Here is a 22,207-nt window from a genome sequence, read left to right on the forward strand (position 1 = left end):
GAACGAGGTGTAAGTGATTATTCATCACAGCATGAGCACAAATATCAATGGCAAACACCTGAGCTAATTGAAATATACGCTTTTCAATCCAGCTACGCCTGTGCTCATAACTAACGCCGGTTTCTTTATCAACACCGCATAAAAAGGCCTTGCGAACGGTGCGACTACAAATATGATAATTCGGCGTATCGGTTAAACTGATTTGTTGAGAACGAGGTTTAGGCATAATAAACACCACATTTAAAATTGTGAACTAAGTGTAGTTTACTCAGGAAAATATGAACAAGTTATTATGGGTGGCTTAATAAGGAAGCTCGTTAACTTTCATTTTAGCTTGTTGTTATTAAGCATTTTGACAGAATTTACAAGTTGGCGACTATTTGAACAAGCGAGTATTTTAATTCGATAGTTTACACTGAGCAAAGGTTGAGTAACGGGTAATCAAAAGACTCCTACAAGTAATTCAAGTACAATGCTGTCCAATAAATAATAGCTGCTAGTGAGATTGAATAGCAGAGCTTAAATAAATTCGACTATTTTAATAGGTGAGACTTAGTGAACGATTTAATTAATACAACAACTGCTTTTTCTACAGCGTTACAAAAAACTGGCGATTTTCTCTCGATGACGCGTGCCAATGAGTGGTCGTTACCTGGTGGCGGTTTTAGTTTTGAGGTAACACATCAAGCATCAAAAACTAACAGTTTAGTAACCGTATTAGAAACGGGATTAATTACTTTTGAACCCATTAACCGCACTAGCGTTCACGATATTGTTTTATCGAGTGCGGTGCATGGTAATGAAACCGCACCGATTGAAATTTGTAACGATATTATTGGCCAGTTGATCCGCGGCGAATTAGCTTTAGCCGAGCGGGTATTATTTATTTTTGGTAACCCGGCATCAATGAATATTGCTGAGCGTTTTGTTGAAGAAAATATGAATCGTTTATTTTCAGGCGGACATTCTCAAGATCAAGGCCAAGGCGCTGGTTTAATCAATAAAGAGCGTCACCGTGCTTTGTTATTAGAAAACACTGTGCGAGATTTCTTTGAAGCAGGAAGTAAGTTAGTTGCTGCAAGTGGTAAAGAGCGCCAACGCAGTCATTACGACTTACATACCGCAATACGTGGCTCTAAATGCGATAAGTTTGCGGTGTATCCTTTTTTACACGGCGCACCACGTAAAAAAAGCCAATTAGCGTTTCTAAATGCTTGTGGTGTTAGCACGGTGTTATTGTCGCATTCGCCAACCACAACCTTTAGCTATTTTTCGTCGAATGAGTTTGGTGCCGATGCTTTTACTGTTGAGCTTGGTAAAGTTCGCCCATTCGGTGAAAATGATATGAGCCAATTCGTACAAGTTAGAGAAACTTTAACAAAGTTTGTTTCAGGCCAAGAACTTGAATTAACGCCTTATCAAGCGAGCGACTTCAATCTATATGAAATATCACAAGTTATTGATCGCCATCATGAAAACTTTTCATTAACTTTTTCCGACGATGTTGAAAACTTTACAGACTTTGCAAAAGGTCACGTGTTAGCAATTGACGGTGATGTGGAAGTAAAAACCCAACAAGATGGTGAAGCTATTATTTTTCCTAATGCTAATGTTGCTATTGGTCAGCGTGCAATGTTAACCGTAACTCCAACAGTTTTAGATTAGTATTACTAACCTTTCTACAGCGACATAAATTGCAATAAAACACGGCACCTGCGCGTAAAGTATTAATATAGCGCAGGTTGTTTGTTGGTGGGTATTAATCACGTTAAGCGCTACATTAATTTATTGCATAACTACGCAACTGGTCTGCTGTGTTGCGGGGTATGCAGCTGTAAACAAATATGCTCGTTGTGCACTAAATAAAAGCACCAACATTGATCACTAAACTTGTTTTTCAGTTTACGTAAAGGTAAAGTGCATGCGATTATTACAACCAACAATTCATAACAACGACATAAATATTCATCTTGTACTGAAAGCTTCTATACTTTCAGTAGTTAACAATTATTGCGTATGCATGTCACCTTGTATCCAAGGTTACTAAAAAAAGAGAAGGCTATGAACACTGACATATATAGCGAAAGCCCGGTCGTACATGAACCCGCTTTTATTGACGGTCATTCAGTTGAAATACCAATCCTTAAGATATTGAAACAAGACGGTAGCATTTACGAAAATGCTGCTATGCCAAATATTGATCAAGAGCTTGCTACCAAAACCTATAAAACTCTCGCTTTTCATCGTGTACTTGATGAACGTATGGTAGCGGCACAACGCCAAGGTCGAATCAGTTTTTATATGGCTGCACTCGGCGAAGAAGCTGCTAGTGTTGGTGGTGCTGCTGGCCTTAAAGATCAAGATATGATCATGGCGCAGTATCGTGAGCAAGGCGCATTAATGTTTCGAGGTTTTAGCCTTGAAAACTTTATGAACCAAATGTTCAGTAATGAAAAAGATTTAGGTAAAGGTCGTCAAATGCCAATTCATTACGGTAGTAATGCTTTGAACTACATGACGATATCGTCGCCTTTAGGCACGCAAATTCCACAAGCGGCAGGTTATGCTTATGGTCAAAAGCTGCAAGGTTTAGACGCAGTAACCATTTGTTATTTTGGTGAGGGCGCAGCCTCTGAAGGTGACTTTCATGCCGGTTTAAACATGGCTGCTGTGCATCAAGCACCGGTTATTTTCTTCTGTCGTAATAACGGTTATGCCATTTCAACTCCTTCAGATGAACAATACGTAGGTAATGGTATTGCTTCACGCGGTGTTGGTTACGGTATGAAAACTTTACGTATCGATGGCAATGATATTTTAGCGGTTATTTCTGCGGTGCAATTGGCTCGTGAATATGCCATAAAAGAAGGCAAGCCAGTATTAATTGAAGCTATGTCTTATCGTTTAGGCGCTCATTCAACTTCTGATGATCCTTCAGGTTATAGAACGCGTGAAGAAGAAGCCAAATGGCAAGAGCATGACCCTATTCTTCGCATGAAGAACTGGATGCTAGCTCAAGGTTGGTGGGATGAAGCACAAGAAACAGCGTTATTTGAAAAACTACGTGATGAAGTTTTAGCAGCGGTTAAAGTGGCTGAAAAAGTTGATAAACCACCAGTAGAAGATTTAATTTCCGATGTTTATGACAAAGTACCTCCTTTGTTACAAAGTCAATTTGATGAGCTTACCGCTCATATTAAAAAACACCCTAAAGCTTACCCGTTTACTGCAGGGAGAATTAAGTAATGGCGCAAATGAATTTATTACAAGCGATTAATGGCGCGCTTGATACCGTGATGGCAGAAGATGATCGTGCGGTTTGTTTTGGTGAAGATGTTGGTCACTTTGGTGGCGTTTTTCGTGCAACGAGTGGTTTACAAGAAAAATATGGTAAAAGCCGTTGTTTTAATACGCCTTTAGTTGAACAAGGTGTTATTGGTTTTGCTAATGGTTTGGCGGCGCAGGGCAGTACAGCGATTGCTGAAATTCAATTTGCTGATTATATTTTCCCAGCCTTTGATCAAATTGTGAATGAGTCAGCTAAATTTCGTTACCGTAGTGGTAATGAATTTAATGTGGGTAAATTAACGATTCGTACGCCATACGGCGGAGGTATTGCCGGTGGTTTATATCATAGCCAATCACCAGAAGCTTACTTTGCTCATACGCCGGGTTTAAAAGTTGTTGTACCTCGTAACCCATACCAAGCAAAAGGTTTGTTGTTAGCGTCTATTCGCGACGATAATCCCGTAATATTTTTTGAGCCAAAACGTTTATACCGTGCTTCGGTTGGCGAAGTACCAGAAGAAGATTACGAATTACCATTAGGTAAAGCAGACGTTGTGCAACAAGGGTCTGATATCACTCTATTAGCTTGGGGTGCACAAGTTGAAATCGTTGAAAAAGCTGCTGCTTTAGCTGCTGCTGACGGTATCTCATGTGAAATTATCGATTTACGTACTATTTTGCCATGGGACATTGAAACCGTAGCGAACTCTGTTACTAAAACAGGTCGTTTTGTAGTTAGTCAAGAAGCGCCATTAACCGCTGGTTTTGCTAGTGAAATTGCGGCGACTATTCAACAAGAATGTTTCTTGCACTTAGAAGCGCCAATTGCCCGAGTATGTGGCATGGATACACCTTATCCACTAGCGCTTGAAAAAGAATATGCTGCTGATCATTTAAAGATCTATGAAGCAATTAAAAACAGTATGACTTACTAGGATTTATTAGCATGAGCATTGATTTTATACTGCCAGATATTGGCGAAGGTATCGTTGAATGTGAACTGGTTGAATGGCTAGTAGCAGAAGGCGATGTTATTGTAGAAGATCAGCCAGTGGCTGACGTGATGACCGACAAAGCCTTGGTTCAAATTCCTGCAATGCACTCAGGTGTAGTTGATAAACTTTATTACGCCAAAGGTGAAATAGCGAAAGTTCACCAACCTTTATTTGCTATGACACCAGAAGGTAGCGCAGAAACACCCAATACTGAACAGCCAATAGTTGCAGAAGCTGTTGCTGAAATCCCTGCTGCACCTGCAGCTGTTTCAGGCACACAAGTTGAAGACTTTATTTTACCTGACATTGGTGAAGGTATTGTGGAGTGTGAGTTGGTTGAATGGCTAGTCGCTGAAGGTGATTTGATTGAAGAAGATCAACCTATAGCTGACGTTATGACCGATAAAGCCTTAGTACAAATTCCGGCTATGCATAAAGGTAAAGTGGTTAAGCTTTATTATGCTAAAGGTGAAATTGCTAAAGTACACGCACCATTGTTTGCGATTGAAATTGCTGGAAATAGCCAAGCTGCGGTTCCTGAAGTTGCAGTGGCGACTGTTGAAGCACCAAAAGCTGCACCTGTAAACGCTCCACCTAAAGCCACAGTTGCAAAAGAGCAAGCCACAGCAACAAAAGTTGTTAATGAGAAAGCGATAGCTAGCCCAGCAGTTCGTCGTGTTGCTCGTGAGTTAAATGTAAATATTCATCATGTACCCGGCAGTGGTAAAAAAGGTCGAGTATATAAAGATGATGTTTTAGCGTTTAACCAGGCTCCTGCAGTATCTGATGTTGCTGTTGCACCAGCAGCTGCCAGTATTGTTGGTGGTATGCGTGTTGAGCCTATTCGCGGTATAAAAGCGGTAATGGCTAAAGCTATGGTTAATTCTGTATCAACTATTCCTCACTTTACCTACTGTGAAGAAATCGATATGACTAATTTGATCAAATTGCGTGGTGAATTAAAAGAAGTTTACGCCAAGCAAGATATCAAATTAACCATGATGCCATTTTTCATGAAAGCTATGTCGTTAGCCCTGAAACAGTTCCCGCTAGTGAATACGCAAGTCAACGAGGATTGCACGGAATTAACATATTTTGATGATCATAATATTGGTATGGCTGTTGACTCAAAAGTAGGTTTGTTAGTCCCTAATGTTAAACAGGTTCAAACAAAGTCTATTTTAGATTTAGCCGCTGACATTACTCGCTTAACCAATGATGCACGATCAGGTAGAGTGCCAGCTGCTGATTTAAAAGGCGGTACTATTACTATTTCAAATATCGGTGCTATTGGCGGTACGGTGGCAACACCTATTATTAATAAGCCTGAGTCTGCCATTGTTGCTTTAGGTAAGTTACAAAAATTACCACGCTTTAATGATAAAGGCGAAGTTGAAGCTCGTTCAATAATGCAAGTAAGTTGGTCTGGCGATCATCGTACAATAGACGGCGGTACCATTGCTCGTTTTTGTAACTTGTGGAAGTCTTTCCTTGAAGAGCCAAGTAATATGCTAGTACATATGGCGTAAGCTTTGCTCACGCAATTAAATTTTAAAGCCTGCAATATGCAGGCTTTTTTATGTCTAGTTGTTTAAATACTTATTAACCTGAACACTTGATAATGAGTTGAAAGGGAGCATTGAACAAGTGCTGTTTATCAGATTTCAGGTTACTTAACATAAGCAAGCAGGCAAAGTGTTAAAATATATTATGCATTTCAGATAATAAAAAAACCTAATTCAATTGAATATAACTGAATTAGGGCAAAGTACTACGCTAAATTAGCTAACAAAAGCAACGAGGGAACATTTGCTAACAATAAAAGATTAGCAAGCTTATGTGGCAGTTTTATGACAAAGTTGTGACATAGTGATTACTGCCTGATAATAAGCAGGAAATAAGCGGCAGATAACAGTGTAAACTTTATCGCACTTTTTAAATAAGCTAAGATAAACCTTAATATAGGTGCAATATCTCTATTGGATCTAACCCATATTTTCAGCAGTGAAGGACGTTTAGTGGCGGAAAAAAAACTACAGCATTTTTATATTGCTGAAGATCAATCGATTTATCTATTAAATCATGAAGACGCAACCAAATTAAAGCAATGGGTTGAGTTATGTCGCCAACAATTAACTTTGCTAGGGTATCAAAATATAGCTTTGATAGGTAAAGGCGCTTATGGCTTTGTTTTTGGCGGTGAAGACGAGCAAGGGCAGTCACAAGTATTTAAGTTTTCTCGCATTAACTTACCACAACATGTTCAAGACCGATTAGCCGAAGAAGCCGAAATTCAACGACAGCTTTCTCATGAACGCATCCCCAAAATCATTGGTTATTATAAAATTAAGCGGCAATCCATTGTTCATATGGAACGAGCTCCAGGTATAGATTTAGAGCAACTCTCATATCGACAAGGCCCTTTAGCGAGTGAACTTGTGGTTAAAATTGCTATACAGCTAGCTGAAATTTTAATGTATTTACGCGATATTCGTCAGCATGATTTAGGTCGGCCTTATGTTCATGGAGATATCAAGCCTTCAAATGTAGTTTTTGACCCGATAACTGAAAAAGTATATTTAGTTGATTGGGGATCTGCCGTACCAGCACAGCTTGATATTCGCGGCCAATCTACTGCAAATAACATTATGGATTTAATGAGCAGTGATCTACAAAACAGCAATGCACGCTTAGGTGATGTTTACTTTATTGGTGATGAGCAAATTAGCGGTGAAATGTCGTCACCTCGTTTTGATGAACAAGGGTTTGCAGCGACTATATATGCGTTAGCCTCGGGTCAGTCATGTCGCTATGGTAGTGCGGTAATAACCCCTTTGTCATTAGGTTTACCTAAGTTATTGGCTGAAATATTGACCGGCATGCTTAGTAAAGATAGGCGAACCCGTAATAAAGCAGGTGATTATTTCTTTAAACATTTATCACTACTGAAAAATACAGTAATGGCCGAGCCGCCTCTGCCTGTGGTAATTAAACCTTTGGTGCCGGTTTGGTGTAAGACTTACCAAAAAGATATGGATACTGTGGTTTATGGCTCTCGAAAATCATTTTTACGTGAGTCTTCAGATTTAGACGAATTAAATGAAATAGACGATGTACAATTAGAAAAGTATTATAAAAATTACCTTATGGGGATGGGCGATACTGAAAAAGCATTTATTGCTGCGGTAAGCCGCTTAGCTAACTTTCCTGTAGTTGGTGGCTTAGCGGTACGTTGGGAAAAAAATGGTGTACATATTGACTCAAACTTATCGCTTTTTGATCCGAGCTTAAAAACCTCTTTTCAAAGTGCTGTGAATAATATGATACGGCTAGCTCAAGGTATATTTAGAGTTGGGGTTTTTAAAAGTTGTCTGTTCAATGCTCGCAAAACGTTACATATTGAACGAGTGAATGAAGAAGAGCCATTTCAAGCCAGTTCAACCCAAAAAATTCCTTATGATGTAAGTGATGTTGCCGTTATCGACGATATAACAAAGCTACATTCTTATTTTGAAGATGGTGTAGATCCAGACGAATACCTCTATTTGCCTGAAGAAATTATGGCGGTGTTAGCTCGCTTAAATCAGATCCATCATACGGGTTGTATAATTTTTGAGGTGCTGCCTCGACATTTAAAAATTCACAGTTACTTAATGTTATTAAACCATGATAAAGAAACTGAGTTTAATCAGTGTTTAACTGAAATTTTGCAGTTACTTCCTACTATTACCGGTAGTGGAATTTCTGGTTTTATGAAACTGCCTTATAAAGACACACGATTTTTTGAACATATAAATTGCTTACCTGAACATTTCTATCCACGAAACCCAAAACAATAAATGGAGAATTAATAATGACTGATAATAAAATAGGTACTATGGCATGGCTTGATTTGTCGGTAACTAATGCAACAGAGGTAAAGTCATTTTATGAAGATGTTATTGGCTGGAAAAGCGAAAATATTTCCATGGGAGAATATGATGATTATGCCATGCTTGAGCCAATTAATAGTGAAGCTGTAGCTGGCGTTTGCCATGCACAAGGTGTAAATAAAGATTTGCCGCCTACATGGTTACCTTACTTTTTAGTCGCTGATATTGAGGCGTCTATTAAAGCTGTAAAAGCTAAAGGTGGTAGTGTGGTAACTGAAATAAAATCAATGGGTAGTGACAAATACGCGGTGATAAAAGATCCCGCAGGTGCGGCCTGTGCAATTTATCAAAAAATTATATCAGATTAAGTGCTATATAAGGCTTTGATGTTGATTTTGTGTGATAAATTTTTTGTCTTCAACTTGAATATGATGAACAAGCCAGTCGGTAAGAGAGAATAACACTTCGCGTGCATTTTTTTTGAATTCATTCAAAGCGATTATTCTATCTAGCTCTTCAATGAAATGTTTATGTTGTAGCTCGTGCAATAAACAATCGTCACTATTGAGTGTACAAAAATAAATTTCTTCGGTTTTAAAATGAAGCTTTATGTAATTATAAAGCTCCATAAATAAAGCTGAAAGATGACTTTCCTCTAAATGACTATTTACCGCGAGGGATAAGTTATTGACATAACCTACGAGTTTTCGATGTTGGTTATCAATGTCCTCAATGCCTACTTCAAAACGAGCTTCATCCCAAACGATTAAATTGCTTTTTGTCATATCATCCCTGATTTATTTGAGGTCATAATTAGTTATCGCTCAATGACTGACATTTTGCCAATTATTTTAATCGATAAGTTTAATGGCGTTGATATCCGGTGATACTAATATTTTTGAAAATTCATCGGCTAAACATTCTGATTCAGCTAAAACGGTTCGCCAATACTTTAATCTTGATTGAGCATCTAAGTTTGTAAAATCATTGCGATCAGGTATTTTTGAAAAAGGTAAACGGGCAATAAACTCTGGCGAAGGAACTAGCATGACCGTATTTGCGTAATATTGACTATTCACTTTACGGGCTAAATTTTTGTCAAACCAACCCGCTTTAGGCGTTGGCGAAAAGTGCGGGTAAAGTGTTAAGCCAGAAGCCGGCTTTATATCAACATCAAAATGATAATCAATAATTCCACCATCACGGTACATACCTTTTGGTGAGCCAATAATATCTTTAATACCTTCCATCACCACAGGTATCGAGCCAGAAGCAAGTAAGCTATCGATCAGGTTGTCATTATTTAATGCTCTGTGTTGAGTGTTAAATTTAAAGTTATCGCTAATGGTTAGTTGGCTTGTCGGGTGATGATAAATAAAACGTTGATATTGTCTAGCTAACAAACCTCGATTAACTTGATTCATTGCCATACTTGAAACTAAGCCTAAAAGTAATGGGATTTTTTGCTCTAATGTGGTTAAACCCCGACACTTTGCAACAATAAAATGAGCCTTAAAAATTGGGTTGTTAATAATTTCATTGCTGCCATTATGGCCTAAAACACCTTGCAGTAATGTTCTAGCCTTTGCGGTAATTTCATTTTTATTAGCTTTAACAGAATAAGTTGTTTCGGCGTATAACGTTGCTAAACGTGTAATAGCGCTTACTGGATCTTTTTGGCTTAGGGCTGCAAATCGAAAAGCACCTGCTGAAGAGCCAACTAAGTTTAATTCAGTACTCCGATCTTTAAAAAATTCGCCAAAAAGGTATTTGTCTAAACCAAATAAACTAAACCATTTTGGTCCGCCACTGGCGCCTAGCATAGTGCTAAAAAGTTCTTGTTTAATACCATGTTCTTTAATTGTTTTTAAGGCATTGCTGCCACAATATATATCTAGCATTTTAGCCATAGTTAGATAACGTCTCTATTTATTGAAATAATGTATGCACAGGCATAATGTTTATAATTTAATAGTCGTGCTTACCAAAACCGGTTTGTCCAATGGGTAAAAATAAGGTTTGATAAAGTCTGGTCGCATATTCGTCGGTCATGCCCGCAACATAGTCAGCAATAACGCGATGTTGATTCTGATTGTTCTCTTGTGCTTGTTGCCATCTTTTTACTGTGCTTTTAGGTAATAAACGCTCAGGATCAGAAGCAAGTGCTTCAAATAGCTCCATGACTATTTGTTGGCCGCGATATTCTAATTGCTGAATTGACGTTTGCTTAATCACAAATTGATAAACAAAGTCTTTGAAAATTTGCAATGTTTGCGCAGCAATAATGGGGTGAACCGCATTGAAGCGTAAAAGTGGCTCTTCAAAATTAACGTTTTTGGTTTTATTAATATCAACTAACTCAATGGCGGTTATTAAATAGTTTACTAAGCCACCAATAGCTTCTTTTTGTATATAACGTTGGTTACTAAAAAGGTTATCCGCTAGTGTTTTGCTGTAGTCTTGTAACCAAGTATCGTCAACTTTGAGGAGTTTTTGAATAACATGTTGGTTAAAGTCTTGTTGGTTAACAACACCGGTAACAATGGCGTCTTCTAAGTCATGTATACCATAGGCAATATCATCAGCTAACTCCATCATAGAACAATCAATAGACTTATAAATTGTTTTACTATGATGATTGTCTTTCGTTTTAAACTGTTGAAACAGTGCCTTATCTTGCTGACTTAACGGTGATAATACCCAATTGATCATGTCCATATCGTCAAGATATAAACCTTTTGGTGGGTGCCATTTATCAGCTTTGAGTTGTCGAAAAGAATCAGGTAACTTTGCAGAGCTAGCTTGCTGTAACTTACCCATTATTTGTGGGTACTTTATTAAACCCAGTAAAGTACGGCGCGTTAAATTCATACCAAAATGCTCACTAAATGGTTCTAAATGAGCAACAATGCGAAAAGTTTGGCCATTGCCTTCAAAGCCACCGTGGTCTCGCATCATATAATGTAAGGCTACTTCACCACCATGACCAAAAGGGGGATGTCCAATATCATGTGCTAAACATAAAGACTCAATTAAGCTGTCGTCGCTTGGTAAGATAGCGGCACTTTGCTCAGGATACTTACTGCGTATTTGCGCGATAATACCACTGCCAATTTGGGCTGCTTCTAAAGAGTGAGTTAATCTTGTACGATGAAAATCGCTTTGACCGCTGCCCATAACTTGTGTTTTTGATTGCAAACGACGAAATGCAGCAGAGTGAAGAATACGTGCTCGGTCACGTTGAAATGGGCTACGGTGGTCTTGATGTCTTTTTGCTACTCGTTCTAACCGTCTTTCTAGCCAAGGATTTTCCATGATACCTCTATTTCAATGCCAATTAACCGTATGATACAAATAGTATATTATTCTTTAGAGGAAGGTAATAAAAAATACATTAAGTTAATCAGTGCTTAGTGAAAGAAAATACTTTGAGCTCAACTGCTAATATTTCACTTCATTTAGCCGTCAAACATTTCTTATTGTTAATGATTTTTTAAATATTACAGGGAGACAAGAATGAGAAAATCAGGAGTAAACAATAAACAATAAATTTAACACTAGGCAAGCTCTTACAATATAAGGTCATGCTCTTCTCGGTGTAGGACGAAGTCCCTCGGTGCCTCGGTGGTAAAATATGTAGCTCAATATTCCCTTGGTTTTACCTCATTCAGTCCTCATTCATTTCTCACTGTGAATAATTTATCTAGATGCTACAGGGAGACAAGAATGAGAAGAGCAGGAGGGGGATTAAAAAATCCAACACTAGGTAAGTTCTTACCTTATTAAGTCATGAACTTCTCGGTGCAGGACGAAGTTCCTCGGTACCTCGGTGGTAAAATATGTAGCTCAATATTCCCTTGGTTTTACCTCATTCAGTCCTCATTCATTTATCCCTGTGAATAATTTATCTAGATGCTACAGGGAGACAAGAATGAGAAGAGCAGGAGGGGGATTAAAAAATCCAACACTAGGTAAGTTCTTACCTTATTAAGTCATGAACTTCTCGGTGCAGGACGAAGTTCCTCGGTACCTCGGTGGTAAAATATGTAGCTCAATATTCCCTTGGTTTTACCTCATTCAGTCCTCATTCATTTCTCCCTGTGAATGATTTTTCTAAATATTACAGGGAGACAAGAATGAGAAAATCAGGAGTAAAAATTAAATAAATCTAACACTAGGCAAGCTCTTACAATATAAGGTCATGCACTTCTCGGCGCAGGACGAAGTCCCTCGGTGCCTCGGTGGTAAAATATGTAGCTCATATTCCCTTGGTTTTAACTCATTCAGTCCTCATTCATCTCTCCCTGTGAATAATTTATCTAGATGCTACAGGGAGACAAGAATGAGAAAATCAGGAGGGGTATTAAAAAATCCAACACTAGGTAAGTTCTTACCTTATTATGTCATGAACTTCTCGGTGCCCTCTATTTATTAGCAATAAATATCGCCCGTTTTGGTGCAGGGTAGCCTTCAATAGTTTTACTATTATCATTAGGATCAAGAAAATCTTGTAATGACTCGGTATCTATCCAATCGGTTTTACGTTGCTCGTCGAGCGCCGTTATATCGGTGTTTACCACACGTATGTTACTAAAACCACAACGTTCAAGCCACGCGCACATAGCGTCACAACTGGGTAAAAACCAAACATTACGCATTTTTGCATAGCGTTCACCAGGCACTAATACGGTATTTTCATCACCATCAACCACGAGTGTTTCTAACACCAATTCACCACCTTTAACTAATTGCGCTTTAAGTTGGTAAATAAAGTCAATAGGCGAGCGACGGTGATATAAAACCCCCATAGCAAATACGGTATCGAAAGCATTAAGCTCTGGTAATTGCTCAACGCCTAAGGGGAGTAGGTTAACGTTATCGTCTTGCACAAAGTGCTGTATGGCTTGAAATTGTGATAAAAACAGTTGTGTTGGGTCAATACCAACCACAAATTCGGCACCTGCACCTCGCATACGCCACAGATGGTAACCACTTCCGCATCCAATATCTAAAACATAACGATTACGTAAATCACTTATATGTGGAGCAAGTCGATCCCATTTAAAGTCTGAGCGCCACTCGGTATCAATATGTAAGCCATGAATATGATAAGGACCTTTGCGCCAAGGTTTAAATTTTTTCAGTAAATTTTCTAAACGCTTATATTGTCCGTCATTTATATCTGACCGTTCACCGGCACTAACTGTAGTGCTAATATCAATTGAAGAAGGTGATGTTTTAGGTAACGCGGCAATAGTTTTTTGCCATTGTGCAAACTCACCATGTAAATGTTGTTCGCGCCACTGAGTAAGTTGTGCTGGCAAGGTATTAAGCCAATGGCTTAAACGATTACTGGCAATTTTTTGATAGAAATTATTAAATGAAATCATCGGCTTATTTTATCGCGATTAAAGAAAAGAAATTAAAGCATTGAAACCAGGGAGCATTATGATTGAAGCCAGCAAGTTTCAAACGATTTAAGTGAGTATCTAAGTTATCTGTTAACATAACATTTTCGAGTGCGGTACGTTTTTGGGCAATTTCTAGCTCGCTGTAACCGTTTGCACGTTTAAAGTCGTGGTGTAAGTCTATGAGTAATTCGTTGCAAACCTGATCAGGATGGGCAATTTTTTCAGACAATAGTAGCAAGCCACCGGGGTTTAAACCTTTTGCTATTTTATTTAGCAATAATTGACGTTGCTCAGGGGCAATAAATTGTAGGGTGAAATTGAGCACCACCATAGAAGCATTGTTAATTTCAATATTGAGAATATTCTCTTCTATTATTTCTACTGGTGTTTCACCTTTAAAAGCACTTACATGCATTTTACAACGCTCAACCATAGCACTTGAGCTATCAATACCTATGATGTTACAGTTTTTTGCGGTTATACCTTTACGCATAGCAATCGTTGCAGCGCCTAGTGAGCAACCAAGGTCATAAACTTGGCTGTTATCGGTGACATACTGTTGACTGAGTCGGCCTATAGTGTCGATAATAGTATTATAACCCGGCACCGAACGACTGATCATATCCGGAAAAACTTCAACCACTTGTGCGTCGAATGCAAAGTCTTTAATTTTACTTTTTTTATTAGAGAAGATTAAATCGGTATCGGATGCTTGCATGATAATAAGGCTATACTAACGTTATAAAGCGTGTATTTTACCTGATATATTCTACGATAAACAAGGTAATGTCTTTTTATGTTTTTACATTGTGGGTAATTAGCTATTTACTGGCAGCTAATGAGTCGTAAAAATTCAAAATAAAATGAGAGTTTAACTTGGTTCAAAAATATTTAACGCACCTTATCACCTGTATTGCATTAGTAACTTTAATGGCCGCTTTTACTGCAAGCGCACAAGATACCAAAAAGTCTTATCGTATTGCGATTAATCATGCCTCTGATCCTTATCATTTTATTAATGAGAGTGGCGAAGCTGATGGTATGTTGGTTGAGCTTTGGCAGTTATGGGCAAAAAAGCAAGCGGTTGCAGTAGAGTTTGTTCCTTTGAGTTCTCAAAAAGCTATTCAGCAAACGCAATCGGGTGAAGTAGATATTTATGCTGGTTTATTTCAGAACGCTGAAGTAGAAAGTCAACTTGACCTTAGTGAGGCCTTTTTTCGACAAAATAGCCACCTTTTTCTACACCGCTCTATTGCAAACATTAAAAGTATTTTGCAACTTACCCCCTACGCCATAGGGGTTTTTGACGGTTCAAGTCATGAGTTTACGCTTAAACAGAAATACCCAAATTTAACAGTAAAGTCTTTCTCTGATCGTAATGCTTTATATCAAGCTGCGTTAGCAGGAGAAATACTAATAATGGCAGGGGTAGAGAAAATATCAAAAAATTACACTGATTTTGAATTGCTTAGCCAACAATATCCTGCTTTTGCAAGGATTTCTTATGAAAATAGAAATTATAGTGCCGCTGTTGCTAGAGGGAATGAATCCTTGCTTAACTTTATACAGCAAGGCATGGAAAAAATTTCTCAGCAAGAAAAAACAGCCATTAAATCAAAATGGTTAATTGTTGAAAATACAGAAGATGTGATTACGTTATCGTATTCAAATAACCAAATGCCATTTTCTGACACTTCAAGTGATGGCATTGCACAAGGTTTTTTTATTGAACTATGGCAAATGTGGGCCAAGTCGAGTGGTTTAGATATTGAATTTGTCATGGGTGATTCAACCGAGTTTAATCAAACCAACACAAACATGGCAGATATTCACATAACCAGCATTAACAAAGAGCAGGGTCATTCAATTAACACGCTTGGGCCTGTGATTTATAGTGTTCAATATGGTTTGTTTTTCTCTAATAATGTTAATAAAGTTCTGCATATATCTGAAATTGACGATAAAAGTGTTGGTGTAGTTCGTAGCGGAAGTTTTGATTCTGATATTGAAAATAAAGTCACTCGCAGTACTATTATTTATTTTGACGATTATCAAGCAATGCTGGCAGCTGCAGAGCGTGGTGAACTTGACGTGTTAGCAGGCCAAGTTGACATGATTGAACATTATTTAATTAAATACAAATTGCAGTCAGTTTACTCAAAATTTAAAAATTATACGTTTAAACGTGATGTTCGTGCCAGGTTAAATAAAGTGAACCCTGAATTGAATAAATTAATCATTGAAGGTTTTGAAAACTTACCTTTAGAAGACTTAGCTTCTTTAGAAAAAAAATGGCATTTAGATAAGTCTTCTGGATTCTTTAATAATGAATTAACGGCTTTGGTATTAACACCTGAAGAAAGCTTATGGGTAAAAAAGCATAATACTGTTAAGTTTGGGGTAACCAAAAATTGGGTACCGGTTGAATTTATTGATAAGTATGGCGAAGTAAAAGGTATCAATCCTGATATATTTCAAATATTAAGTAAACGAGTAAATATAAACATAGAGTACGTTGTTCATGATAGTTTTAATGAATTATATCAAGCCTTACAGGCAGGTGAGGTTGATGCTATTGGCAGTGTGGTTGCCACTGCTGAGCGCAAAGAACAGGTATTATTTACCGATTCATATTGGAGTATGCCTTGGGTAATTCTTCATCCTCGCGAGCATGGAAAACAGTTAACGTTAGAAGACTTTAACGGAAAAACATTAGCTATTGCTAAAGGCTATTACTTAATTTCCATTATTAGGAAAAAATTTCCACTGATTGCCTTGAGATTAGTCGATGATAATGAGGAGGGTTTATTGGCGATACAAAAAGGTATCGTTGATGGTTTTATTGATAGCTTATCCTCAGGCACTGAGTTACTTAAAAGAGAAAGCTTAGTTAACTTATCAATGTCTGTGCTAGAAGAAGTTGACAAAAATGGTAATCATTTAGCGGTTAATAAGTCATTGCCAACATTGGTCAGCATTTTAAACAAAGCTGTTGCAAGCCTTTCAGATATCGATAGACAACAAATCTATGAAGATTGGTTCGATATTAAAATAGAAACAGGTTTAGATAAAAGTGTTGTATTGCGCGTTGCTTTACAGATTGGTGCACTTATAACCATTATTATCGTTATCATTATGATTTGGAACCGTCGTTTATATAAAGAAATTAAAAATAGAAAAAAATTAGAAGAAAAAATGCAATACATGGCCACGCACGATGATCTCACCGGCCTTGCTAACCGTGTGCTATTAAAAGATAGATTAAATAAAGCAATAACTTTTCATGAGCGGCAAAAGCTTTTAGTGGCTGTGTTATTTATTGATCTCGACGGCTTTAAAGATATTAATGACACTTATGGTCATGATGTTGGTGATGAGCTACTCATTGAAGTAGCAACACGCTTGAAAGGTTGTGTGCGTGAGTCAGATACGGTGGTGCGTTTTGGGGGAGATGAATTTGTTTTACTACTAACTGGCTTACATAATCAAAACGAAGCAGGCTATGTCGCAGATAAAGTATTAAAACTAATCCAACAGCCTATCCAACTGCCTAATGTAAGTGTAAACATTGGTTGTAGTATTGGTATTGCAATGTACCCAGAAGATGGTGACTCTAATAATGAGTTGTTAAAAATTGCAGACTCATTAATGTATAAGGTTAAAGGTGAAGGTAAAAACCATTATGCTTTTAATCGTAACAGCGATACTAAAATTTAATTCATTATATAACCACACTATTGACGCAATGTCGGGTGACTTTACCTCGCATTGCTTTATAATGTCGGCAATTTTTTATCATAATAAGTTTTAGGTGTATGCCAACATCATTATCTTATTATGTCTTATATAGCTTATTGCTATTGAATTAAGTAACGGTAAAATTAATTAATTCTATAGCTATTATTCAAATTTCAAGGTAAATACATGCGTAGTCTTTATTGTGGTGAGGTTAATGAATCTCATGTGGGTCAGGAAGTCACTCTTTGTGGTTGGGTTAATCGTCGTCGTGATTTAGGTGCGGTAATTTTCTTAGATTTACGAGACCGTGAAGGTATTGTGCAAGTTGTTTACGATCCTGACTTCCCCGATGTGCTAGAAAAAGCTAATACACTACGTAATGAATTTTGTGTGCAAGTAAAAGGCAAGGTACGCGCTCGTCCAGATGGCCAAGTCAACAAAGATATGGCGACTGGAGCGATTGAAGTATTAGGATTAGAGTTAACTATTTTAAATAAATCTGCGCCGTTACCACTAGATTCAAACCAAAAGAACTCAGAAGAGCAACGTCTAAAATATCGTTACCTTGACTTACGTCGTCCTGAAATGACTGAGCGTATGCGCTTTCGCGCTAAAGTTACCTCAGCGGTACGTTCATCATTAGAGTCTCAAGGTTTTTTAGATATCGAAACACCTATTTTAACCGCCGCAACGCCTGAAGGTGCGCGCGATTATTTAGTGCCAAGTCGTACACATAAAGGTCAATTCTTTGCATTACCGCAATCACCACAATTATTTAAACAATTGTTGATGATGTCAGGCATGGAGCGTTACTACCAAATCGTAAAATGTTTCCGTGATGAAGATTTACGTGCTGATCGCCAGCCAGAATTTACTCAAATTGATATTGAAACATCTTTTATGAGTTCAGATCAGGTAATGGAAGTTACTGAAACAATGATCCGCAGCTTATTCCAAGAACTTCTTAACGTAGATCTTGGTGAGTTTCCACGTATGCCATATTCAGAGGCAATGACACGTTTTGGCTCTGATAAACCTGATTTACGTAATCCACTTGAAATCGTTGACGTTGCCGATATTTTAAAAGATGTTGAGTTTAAAGTATTCTCTGGCCCTGCTAACGACGAAAAAGGCCGTGTTGCCGTGATTTGTGTACCAGGCGGTGCAGCTAAATTCTCTCGTAAAGGTATTGACGAATTAACTAAATTTGTTGGAATTTACGGTGCGAAAGGCATGCCATGGTTAAAAGTGAATGATATTAACGCTGGCCTTGAAGGTTTACAGTCACCTATTTTAAAATTCTTAACTGAAGATGCGGTTAAAACTTTACTAGCGCGTACTAACGCTAAAACAGGCGATATTATTTTCTTTGGCTCAGATACTTATAATGTAGTCACTGAATCATTAGGTGCGCTTCGTCTTAAAATTGGTGAAGATCTTGAGTTATTGCAAGGTGAATGGAAACCATTATGGGTTGTTGACTTCCCTATGTTTGAAGAAGTTGATGGACATATGCATGCTATTCATCACCCGTTTACTGCCCCAACAAACTTAACGGCTACCGAACTAGAAGCAAACCCAGTTGGCGCTTTGTCTGATGCTTACGATATGGTACTAAATGGCTGTGAATTAGGTGGTGGTTCTGTTCGTATTCATAATCAAGACATGCAAGCAGCTGTATTTAGAATTTTAGGTATTAGCGATGAAGAAGCACAAGAAAAATTCGGCTTCTTGCTTGAAGCATTACAATATGGTGCTCCACCACATGCAGGTTTAGCATTTGGTTTAGACCGATTAGTTATGTTGATGACTGGCGCTAGTTCAATTCGTGATGTTATGGCATTCCCGAAAACAACAACAGCAGCATGTCCATTAACTAATGCTCCAGGCCATGCAAACCCTGCACAGCTTAAAGAATTAGGTATTGCTTGTTTAGAAAAAGAATCTGATACTGACGAAAAAGCTGAATAATTTTTTATCACTTGTAACACCAACTCATGGTGAGTGTTAAATTATTAAACGCACGCATAAAGGCTTTGACTTTATCCGTGCGTTTTTTTTCAGCAGTACTTAAATTAATAGTAAAGGTAGTTAAGTGAGCATAATTTTAGGCATTGATCCAGGATCGCGCATAACCGGTTATGGCGTTATTAAGCAATCAGGACGAAACTTTACTTATTTAGGTAGTGGCTGCATTAAGGCAATTACTGCAGGCGATGATTTAAGTATGCGCTTACAAACTATATTTGCAGGAGTAAGTGAGCTAATAGTGCAATTTCAACCTGATATGTTTGCCATAGAGCAAGTATTTATGGGCGTGAATCCAGGTGGCGCTTTAAAGCTAGGGCAAGCTAGAGGCGCGGCAATTGTCGCTGCGACAAATACCGGCTTAACCGTTGCGGAATACTCTGCGAGGCAGATAAAGCAATCGGTTGTTGGTACGGGCGCCGCAGATAAATCTCAGGTGCAGCACATGGTAAAAACTATTTTAAAATTACCCGGTACTCCGCAAGCTGATGCTGCAGACGCTTTAGCTGTGGCGCTATGCCACGCACATAGTTATGACTCAATAGGCAAGCTCTCAGGCCAAGCGAGTAAAACCGTTAGAGGCCGTTTGCGCTAACAAATTGTGCTTTTGCTTACTAATCTTAACTCTGGATAAGCAGCAATTGCTCAATGCTCCCTTTTAAGCCATTATTTGCGTTAAAACGTCGATAAATAGCGCGCTATGCATCAACGCTTTGCCTTGGAAATGGCATAAAATGAAGCATTGATGATGTAAATTCGTGATGTTCACCTTGCTATAGTATTTACTTTACTACCTAAGCTTTTGATTCACTTGAGTATCAAGCACTCATTATCCAGAGTTCAGGTTAACTAAGTTCATTTGAGTGTGAAATATTTAACTATAGAAACTTTACTGTATAAATATCTAGTGGTATGGTGGCGACATAGATAATATCGAGTAAAAAGGTTAAGTTGTGATTGGACGTTTACGTGGCACATTGATAGAAAAAATGGCCCCAGAAATTTTAATAGAATGTCATGGTATTGGCTACGAAGTTACTATGCCAATGACCAGTATTTATGCATTAGGTGAAGTTAACCAAGAAGCAACGTTATACACTCATTTTGTTGTTCGTGAAGATGCTCAGTTACTCTATGGCTTTGCTAATAAAGTCGAGCGAAAACTGTTTCGTTTATTGATTAAAGTTAATGGTGTTGGTCCAAAACTTGGTCTGGCAATTTTATCTGGTATGTCTGCTGATCAATTTGTTAGTTGTGTTATACAGGACGATTTAAGTACGATTGTTAAAATTCCAGGTGTTGGTAAAAAAACCGCAGAGCGCTTGTTAATTGAGATGCGTGATAAATTAAAAGATTGGCAAACCGACAGTAGTGATGCACTTGTTCATATGATGCCAACCGATGTTAACCAAGCTAATACTTTTGTTAGCGATAATAAAGGTGATGCAATTAACGCTTTGGTCTCTTTAGGTTATAGTCAACAACAAGCAGATAAAGCCGTTAAGTCAGTATTTGAAGCTAATAAAACCAGTGAAGACTTGATCCGCAATGCTTTAAAAGCCATGTTATAAGTAATATTAAAAAGCAAAGTTAAGTTAAGCATCTAAAATTTAAAATAAATTTATAAAGTATGGCGATTAATAACCATTCGCCGTTTCCAAAGAGTAATACATGATAGAAGCAGATCGATTAATTGAACCCGTAGCTAGCCGTGAAGATGAAACGATTGATCGCGCTATTCGGCCTAAAATGTTGTCAGACTACACTGGGCAACAGCATGTAAAATCGCAAATGGAAATCTTTATTGCAGCCTCCTTAAAAAGGGAAGAGCCGCTTGACCATCTTTTAATTTTTGGCCCTCCAGGATTAGGCAAAACCACGTTAGCTAATATTGTGGCTAACGAAATGGGCGTAAGTATTCGTACTACCTCGGGCCCTGTGTTAGAAAAGGCGGGTGATCTCGCTGCGTTATTAACTAACCTTGAAGAAAATGACGTGCTATTTATCGATGAAATTCATCGATTAAGCCCAGTAGTAGAAGAAATTTTATATCCTGCAATGGAAGATTATCAATTAGATATTATGATTGGTGAAGGGCCTGCCGCGCGTTCAATTAAACTTGATTTACCTCCGTTTACTCTCATTGGGGCTACTACTCGCGCTGGTGCATTAACTTCTCCGCTACGAGATCGCTTCGGCATAGTGCAACGTTTAGAGTTTTATAATACTCAAGAGTTAACAGAAATTGTTATGCGTTCAGCGCATTTTTTAAATTTAGATATAGCGCAAGCCGGTGCGTTTGAAGTTGCAAGGCGCTCTAGAGGTACACCGCGAATTGCCAATCGCTTATTGCGCAGAGTTAGAGATTACGCTGATGTAAAAACAAACGGCGTAGTGAGTAAAGCAACTGCAGCTAGTGCCTTAGATATGTTAGAAGTTGATAACGAAGGCTTTGATCTAATGGACAGAAAACTACTTGAAGCAATCATTGATAAGTTTTCTGGCGGCCCAGTAGGACTTGATAACATTGCAGCTGCTATTGGTGAAGAACGTGAAACAATTGAAGATGTGCTAGAACCCTATCTTATTCAACAAGGTTTTTTACAGCGAACTCCGCGTGGCCGAATTGCTACGAGTCGCGCTTATCTCCACTTTGGCTTAGATTTTCCAAGCTAACATACGATAAAATAAGAGAATGATCTTATCGATAAAAGCACCTTCAGGTGCTTTTTGCATTTTTAGGTTTTATATGAGTTATTTAAAACATAACCCGACGTGTTTAAAGTGCAAAACATTACAAAATTTCTCATCATTGAAAAACTTACAAAGATTTTAATCGTTGAATTTCAGACAAAAAAAAGCCCACATATTAATA

Annotated in this window: 16 protein-coding genes and 1 pseudogene; 11 read left to right on the forward strand and 6 right to left on the reverse strand. The window is 38.0% G+C overall.

The window, feature by feature from the left end; genetic code table 11:
* A pseudogene (locus B6A32_RS18700) lies at positions 1-226 on the reverse strand (transposase); the annotation flags it as partial.
* 341 nt (positions 227-567) lie between these two features.
* Between B6A32_RS18700 and astE the strand changes: the two are divergent.
* From astE to B6A32_RS18730, 6 genes are all read left to right on the forward strand, one after another.
* Positions 568-1,665, forward strand: coding sequence for a succinylglutamate desuccinylase (gene astE, locus B6A32_RS18705; protein WP_085306465.1), 1,098 nt, complete (start codon positions 568-570; stop codon positions 1,663-1,665).
* A 396-nt stretch (positions 1,666-2,061) separates the two neighbouring features.
* Positions 2,062-3,246, forward strand: a complete 1,185-nt coding sequence (locus B6A32_RS18710) for a thiamine pyrophosphate-dependent dehydrogenase E1 component subunit alpha (protein WP_085306444.1) — start codon at positions 2,062-2,064, stop codon at positions 3,244-3,246.
* Positions 3,246-4,223: an alpha-ketoacid dehydrogenase subunit beta gene (locus tag B6A32_RS18715; protein WP_085306445.1), complete on the forward strand. Its 978-nt coding sequence runs from the start codon at positions 3,246-3,248 to the stop codon at positions 4,221-4,223. Before B6A32_RS18710 ends, B6A32_RS18715 begins: the two co-directional genes overlap by 1 nt.
* An 11-nt stretch (positions 4,224-4,234) precedes the next feature.
* Positions 4,235-5,812, forward strand: coding sequence for a dihydrolipoyllysine-residue acetyltransferase (locus B6A32_RS18720; RefSeq protein ID WP_085306446.1), 1,578 nt, complete (start codon positions 4,235-4,237; stop codon positions 5,810-5,812).
* Between the two features lie 489 nt (positions 5,813-6,301).
* A complete protein-coding gene (locus B6A32_RS18725; protein ID WP_085306466.1) occupies positions 6,302-8,122 on the forward strand; it encodes a protein kinase domain-containing protein in 1,821 nt (606 codons plus the stop codon).
* Positions 8,123-8,136: 14 nt separating this feature from the next.
* Complete coding sequence (locus tag B6A32_RS18730) at positions 8,137-8,523, forward strand: VOC family protein (RefSeq protein WP_085306447.1); 387 nt, start codon at positions 8,137-8,139, stop codon at positions 8,521-8,523.
* A 3-nt stretch (positions 8,524-8,526) separates the two neighbouring features.
* On the opposite strand, the gene B6A32_RS18735 is transcribed toward B6A32_RS18730, so the two are convergent.
* The 5 genes from B6A32_RS18735 to cmoA form a co-directional block, all read right to left on the reverse strand.
* Positions 8,527-8,940 carry a bacteriohemerythrin gene (locus B6A32_RS18735; protein ID WP_085306448.1) on the reverse strand — a complete coding sequence of 138 codons (414 nt, stop codon included), beginning with the start codon at positions 8,938-8,940 and terminating at the stop codon, positions 8,527-8,529.
* A gap of 66 nt (positions 8,941-9,006) precedes the next feature.
* Entirely contained in the window at positions 9,007-10,056 is a 1,050-nt protein-coding gene (locus B6A32_RS18740) for a patatin-like phospholipase domain-containing protein (RefSeq protein ID WP_085306467.1), read from the reverse strand.
* Between the two features lie 67 nt (positions 10,057-10,123).
* On the reverse strand, positions 10,124-11,470 hold the full coding sequence (locus B6A32_RS18745; RefSeq protein ID WP_085306449.1) for an anti-phage deoxyguanosine triphosphatase: 1,347 nt from the start codon (positions 11,468-11,470) through the stop codon (positions 10,124-10,126).
* A gap of 1,109 nt (positions 11,471-12,579) precedes the next feature.
* A complete protein-coding gene (gene cmoB / locus B6A32_RS18750; RefSeq protein WP_085306450.1) occupies positions 12,580-13,545 on the reverse strand; it encodes a tRNA 5-methoxyuridine(34)/uridine 5-oxyacetic acid(34) synthase CmoB in 966 nt (321 codons plus the stop codon).
* 4 nt (positions 13,546-13,549) lie between these two features.
* Positions 13,550-14,284, reverse strand: coding sequence for a carboxy-S-adenosyl-L-methionine synthase CmoA (gene cmoA, locus B6A32_RS18755; RefSeq protein WP_085306451.1), 735 nt, complete (start codon positions 14,282-14,284; stop codon positions 13,550-13,552).
* 158 nt (positions 14,285-14,442) lie between these two features.
* Here cmoA and B6A32_RS18760 point away from each other — a divergent pair, with 158 nt between their 5' ends.
* From B6A32_RS18760 to ruvB, 5 genes are all read left to right on the forward strand, one after another.
* On the forward strand, positions 14,443-17,283 hold the full coding sequence (locus tag B6A32_RS18760) for a transporter substrate-binding domain-containing protein (protein WP_158088521.1): 2,841 nt from the start codon (positions 14,443-14,445) through the stop codon (positions 17,281-17,283).
* A gap of 207 nt (positions 17,284-17,490) precedes the next feature.
* Complete coding sequence (gene aspS, locus B6A32_RS18765) at positions 17,491-19,275, forward strand: aspartate--tRNA ligase (protein WP_085306453.1); 1,785 nt, start codon at positions 17,491-17,493, stop codon at positions 19,273-19,275.
* A gap of 124 nt (positions 19,276-19,399) precedes the next feature.
* Complete coding sequence (gene ruvC / locus B6A32_RS18770; protein ID WP_085306454.1) at positions 19,400-19,927, forward strand: crossover junction endodeoxyribonuclease RuvC; 528 nt, start codon at positions 19,400-19,402, stop codon at positions 19,925-19,927.
* 358 nt (positions 19,928-20,285) lie between these two features.
* Positions 20,286-20,903, forward strand: a complete 618-nt coding sequence (gene ruvA, locus B6A32_RS18775) for a Holliday junction branch migration protein RuvA (protein WP_085306455.1) — start codon at positions 20,286-20,288, stop codon at positions 20,901-20,903.
* 100 nt (positions 20,904-21,003) lie between these two features.
* A complete protein-coding gene (ruvB, locus tag B6A32_RS18780) occupies positions 21,004-22,008 on the forward strand; it encodes a Holliday junction branch migration DNA helicase RuvB (RefSeq protein WP_085306456.1) in 1,005 nt (334 codons plus the stop codon).
* The last annotated feature ends 199 nt before the right edge of the window (positions 22,009-22,207 follow it).

It is taken from the genome of Colwellia polaris (genome assembly GCF_002104515.1).
GTDB classification, from domain to species: Bacteria; Pseudomonadota; Gammaproteobacteria; order Enterobacterales; family Alteromonadaceae; genus Cognaticolwellia; species Cognaticolwellia polaris.

What these genes read in the sequence shown, in the direction of transcription:
- B6A32_RS18740 (WP_085306467.1), bottom strand. Translation starts at nt 10,056, where the DNA reads ATGCTAGATATATATTGTGGCAGCAATGCCTTAAAAACAATTAAAGAA.
- B6A32_RS18735 (WP_085306448.1), bottom strand. Translation starts at nt 8,940, where the DNA reads ATGACAAAAAGCAATTTAATCGTTTGGGATGAAGCTCGTTTTGAAGTA.
- ruvB (WP_085306456.1), top strand. Translation starts at nt 21,004, where the DNA reads ATGATAGAAGCAGATCGATTAATTGAACCCGTAGCTAGCCGTGAAGAT.
- B6A32_RS18745 (WP_085306449.1), bottom strand. Translation starts at nt 11,470, where the DNA reads ATGGAAAATCCTTGGCTAGAAAGACGGTTAGAACGAGTAGCAAAAAGA.
- aspS (WP_085306453.1), top strand. Translation starts at nt 17,491, where the DNA reads ATGCGTAGTCTTTATTGTGGTGAGGTTAATGAATCTCATGTGGGTCAG.
- B6A32_RS18730 (WP_085306447.1), top strand. Translation starts at nt 8,137, where the DNA reads ATGACTGATAATAAAATAGGTACTATGGCATGGCTTGATTTGTCGGTA.
- B6A32_RS18710 (WP_085306444.1), top strand. Translation starts at nt 2,062, where the DNA reads ATGAACACTGACATATATAGCGAAAGCCCGGTCGTACATGAACCCGCT.
- B6A32_RS18715 (WP_085306445.1), top strand. Translation starts at nt 3,246, where the DNA reads ATGGCGCAAATGAATTTATTACAAGCGATTAATGGCGCGCTTGATACC.
- cmoB (WP_085306450.1), bottom strand. Translation starts at nt 13,545, where the DNA reads ATGATTTCATTTAATAATTTCTATCAAAAAATTGCCAGTAATCGTTTA.
- B6A32_RS18720 (WP_085306446.1), top strand. Translation starts at nt 4,235, where the DNA reads ATGAGCATTGATTTTATACTGCCAGATATTGGCGAAGGTATCGTTGAA.
- cmoA (WP_085306451.1), bottom strand. Translation starts at nt 14,284, where the DNA reads ATGCAAGCATCCGATACCGATTTAATCTTCTCTAATAAAAAAAGTAAA.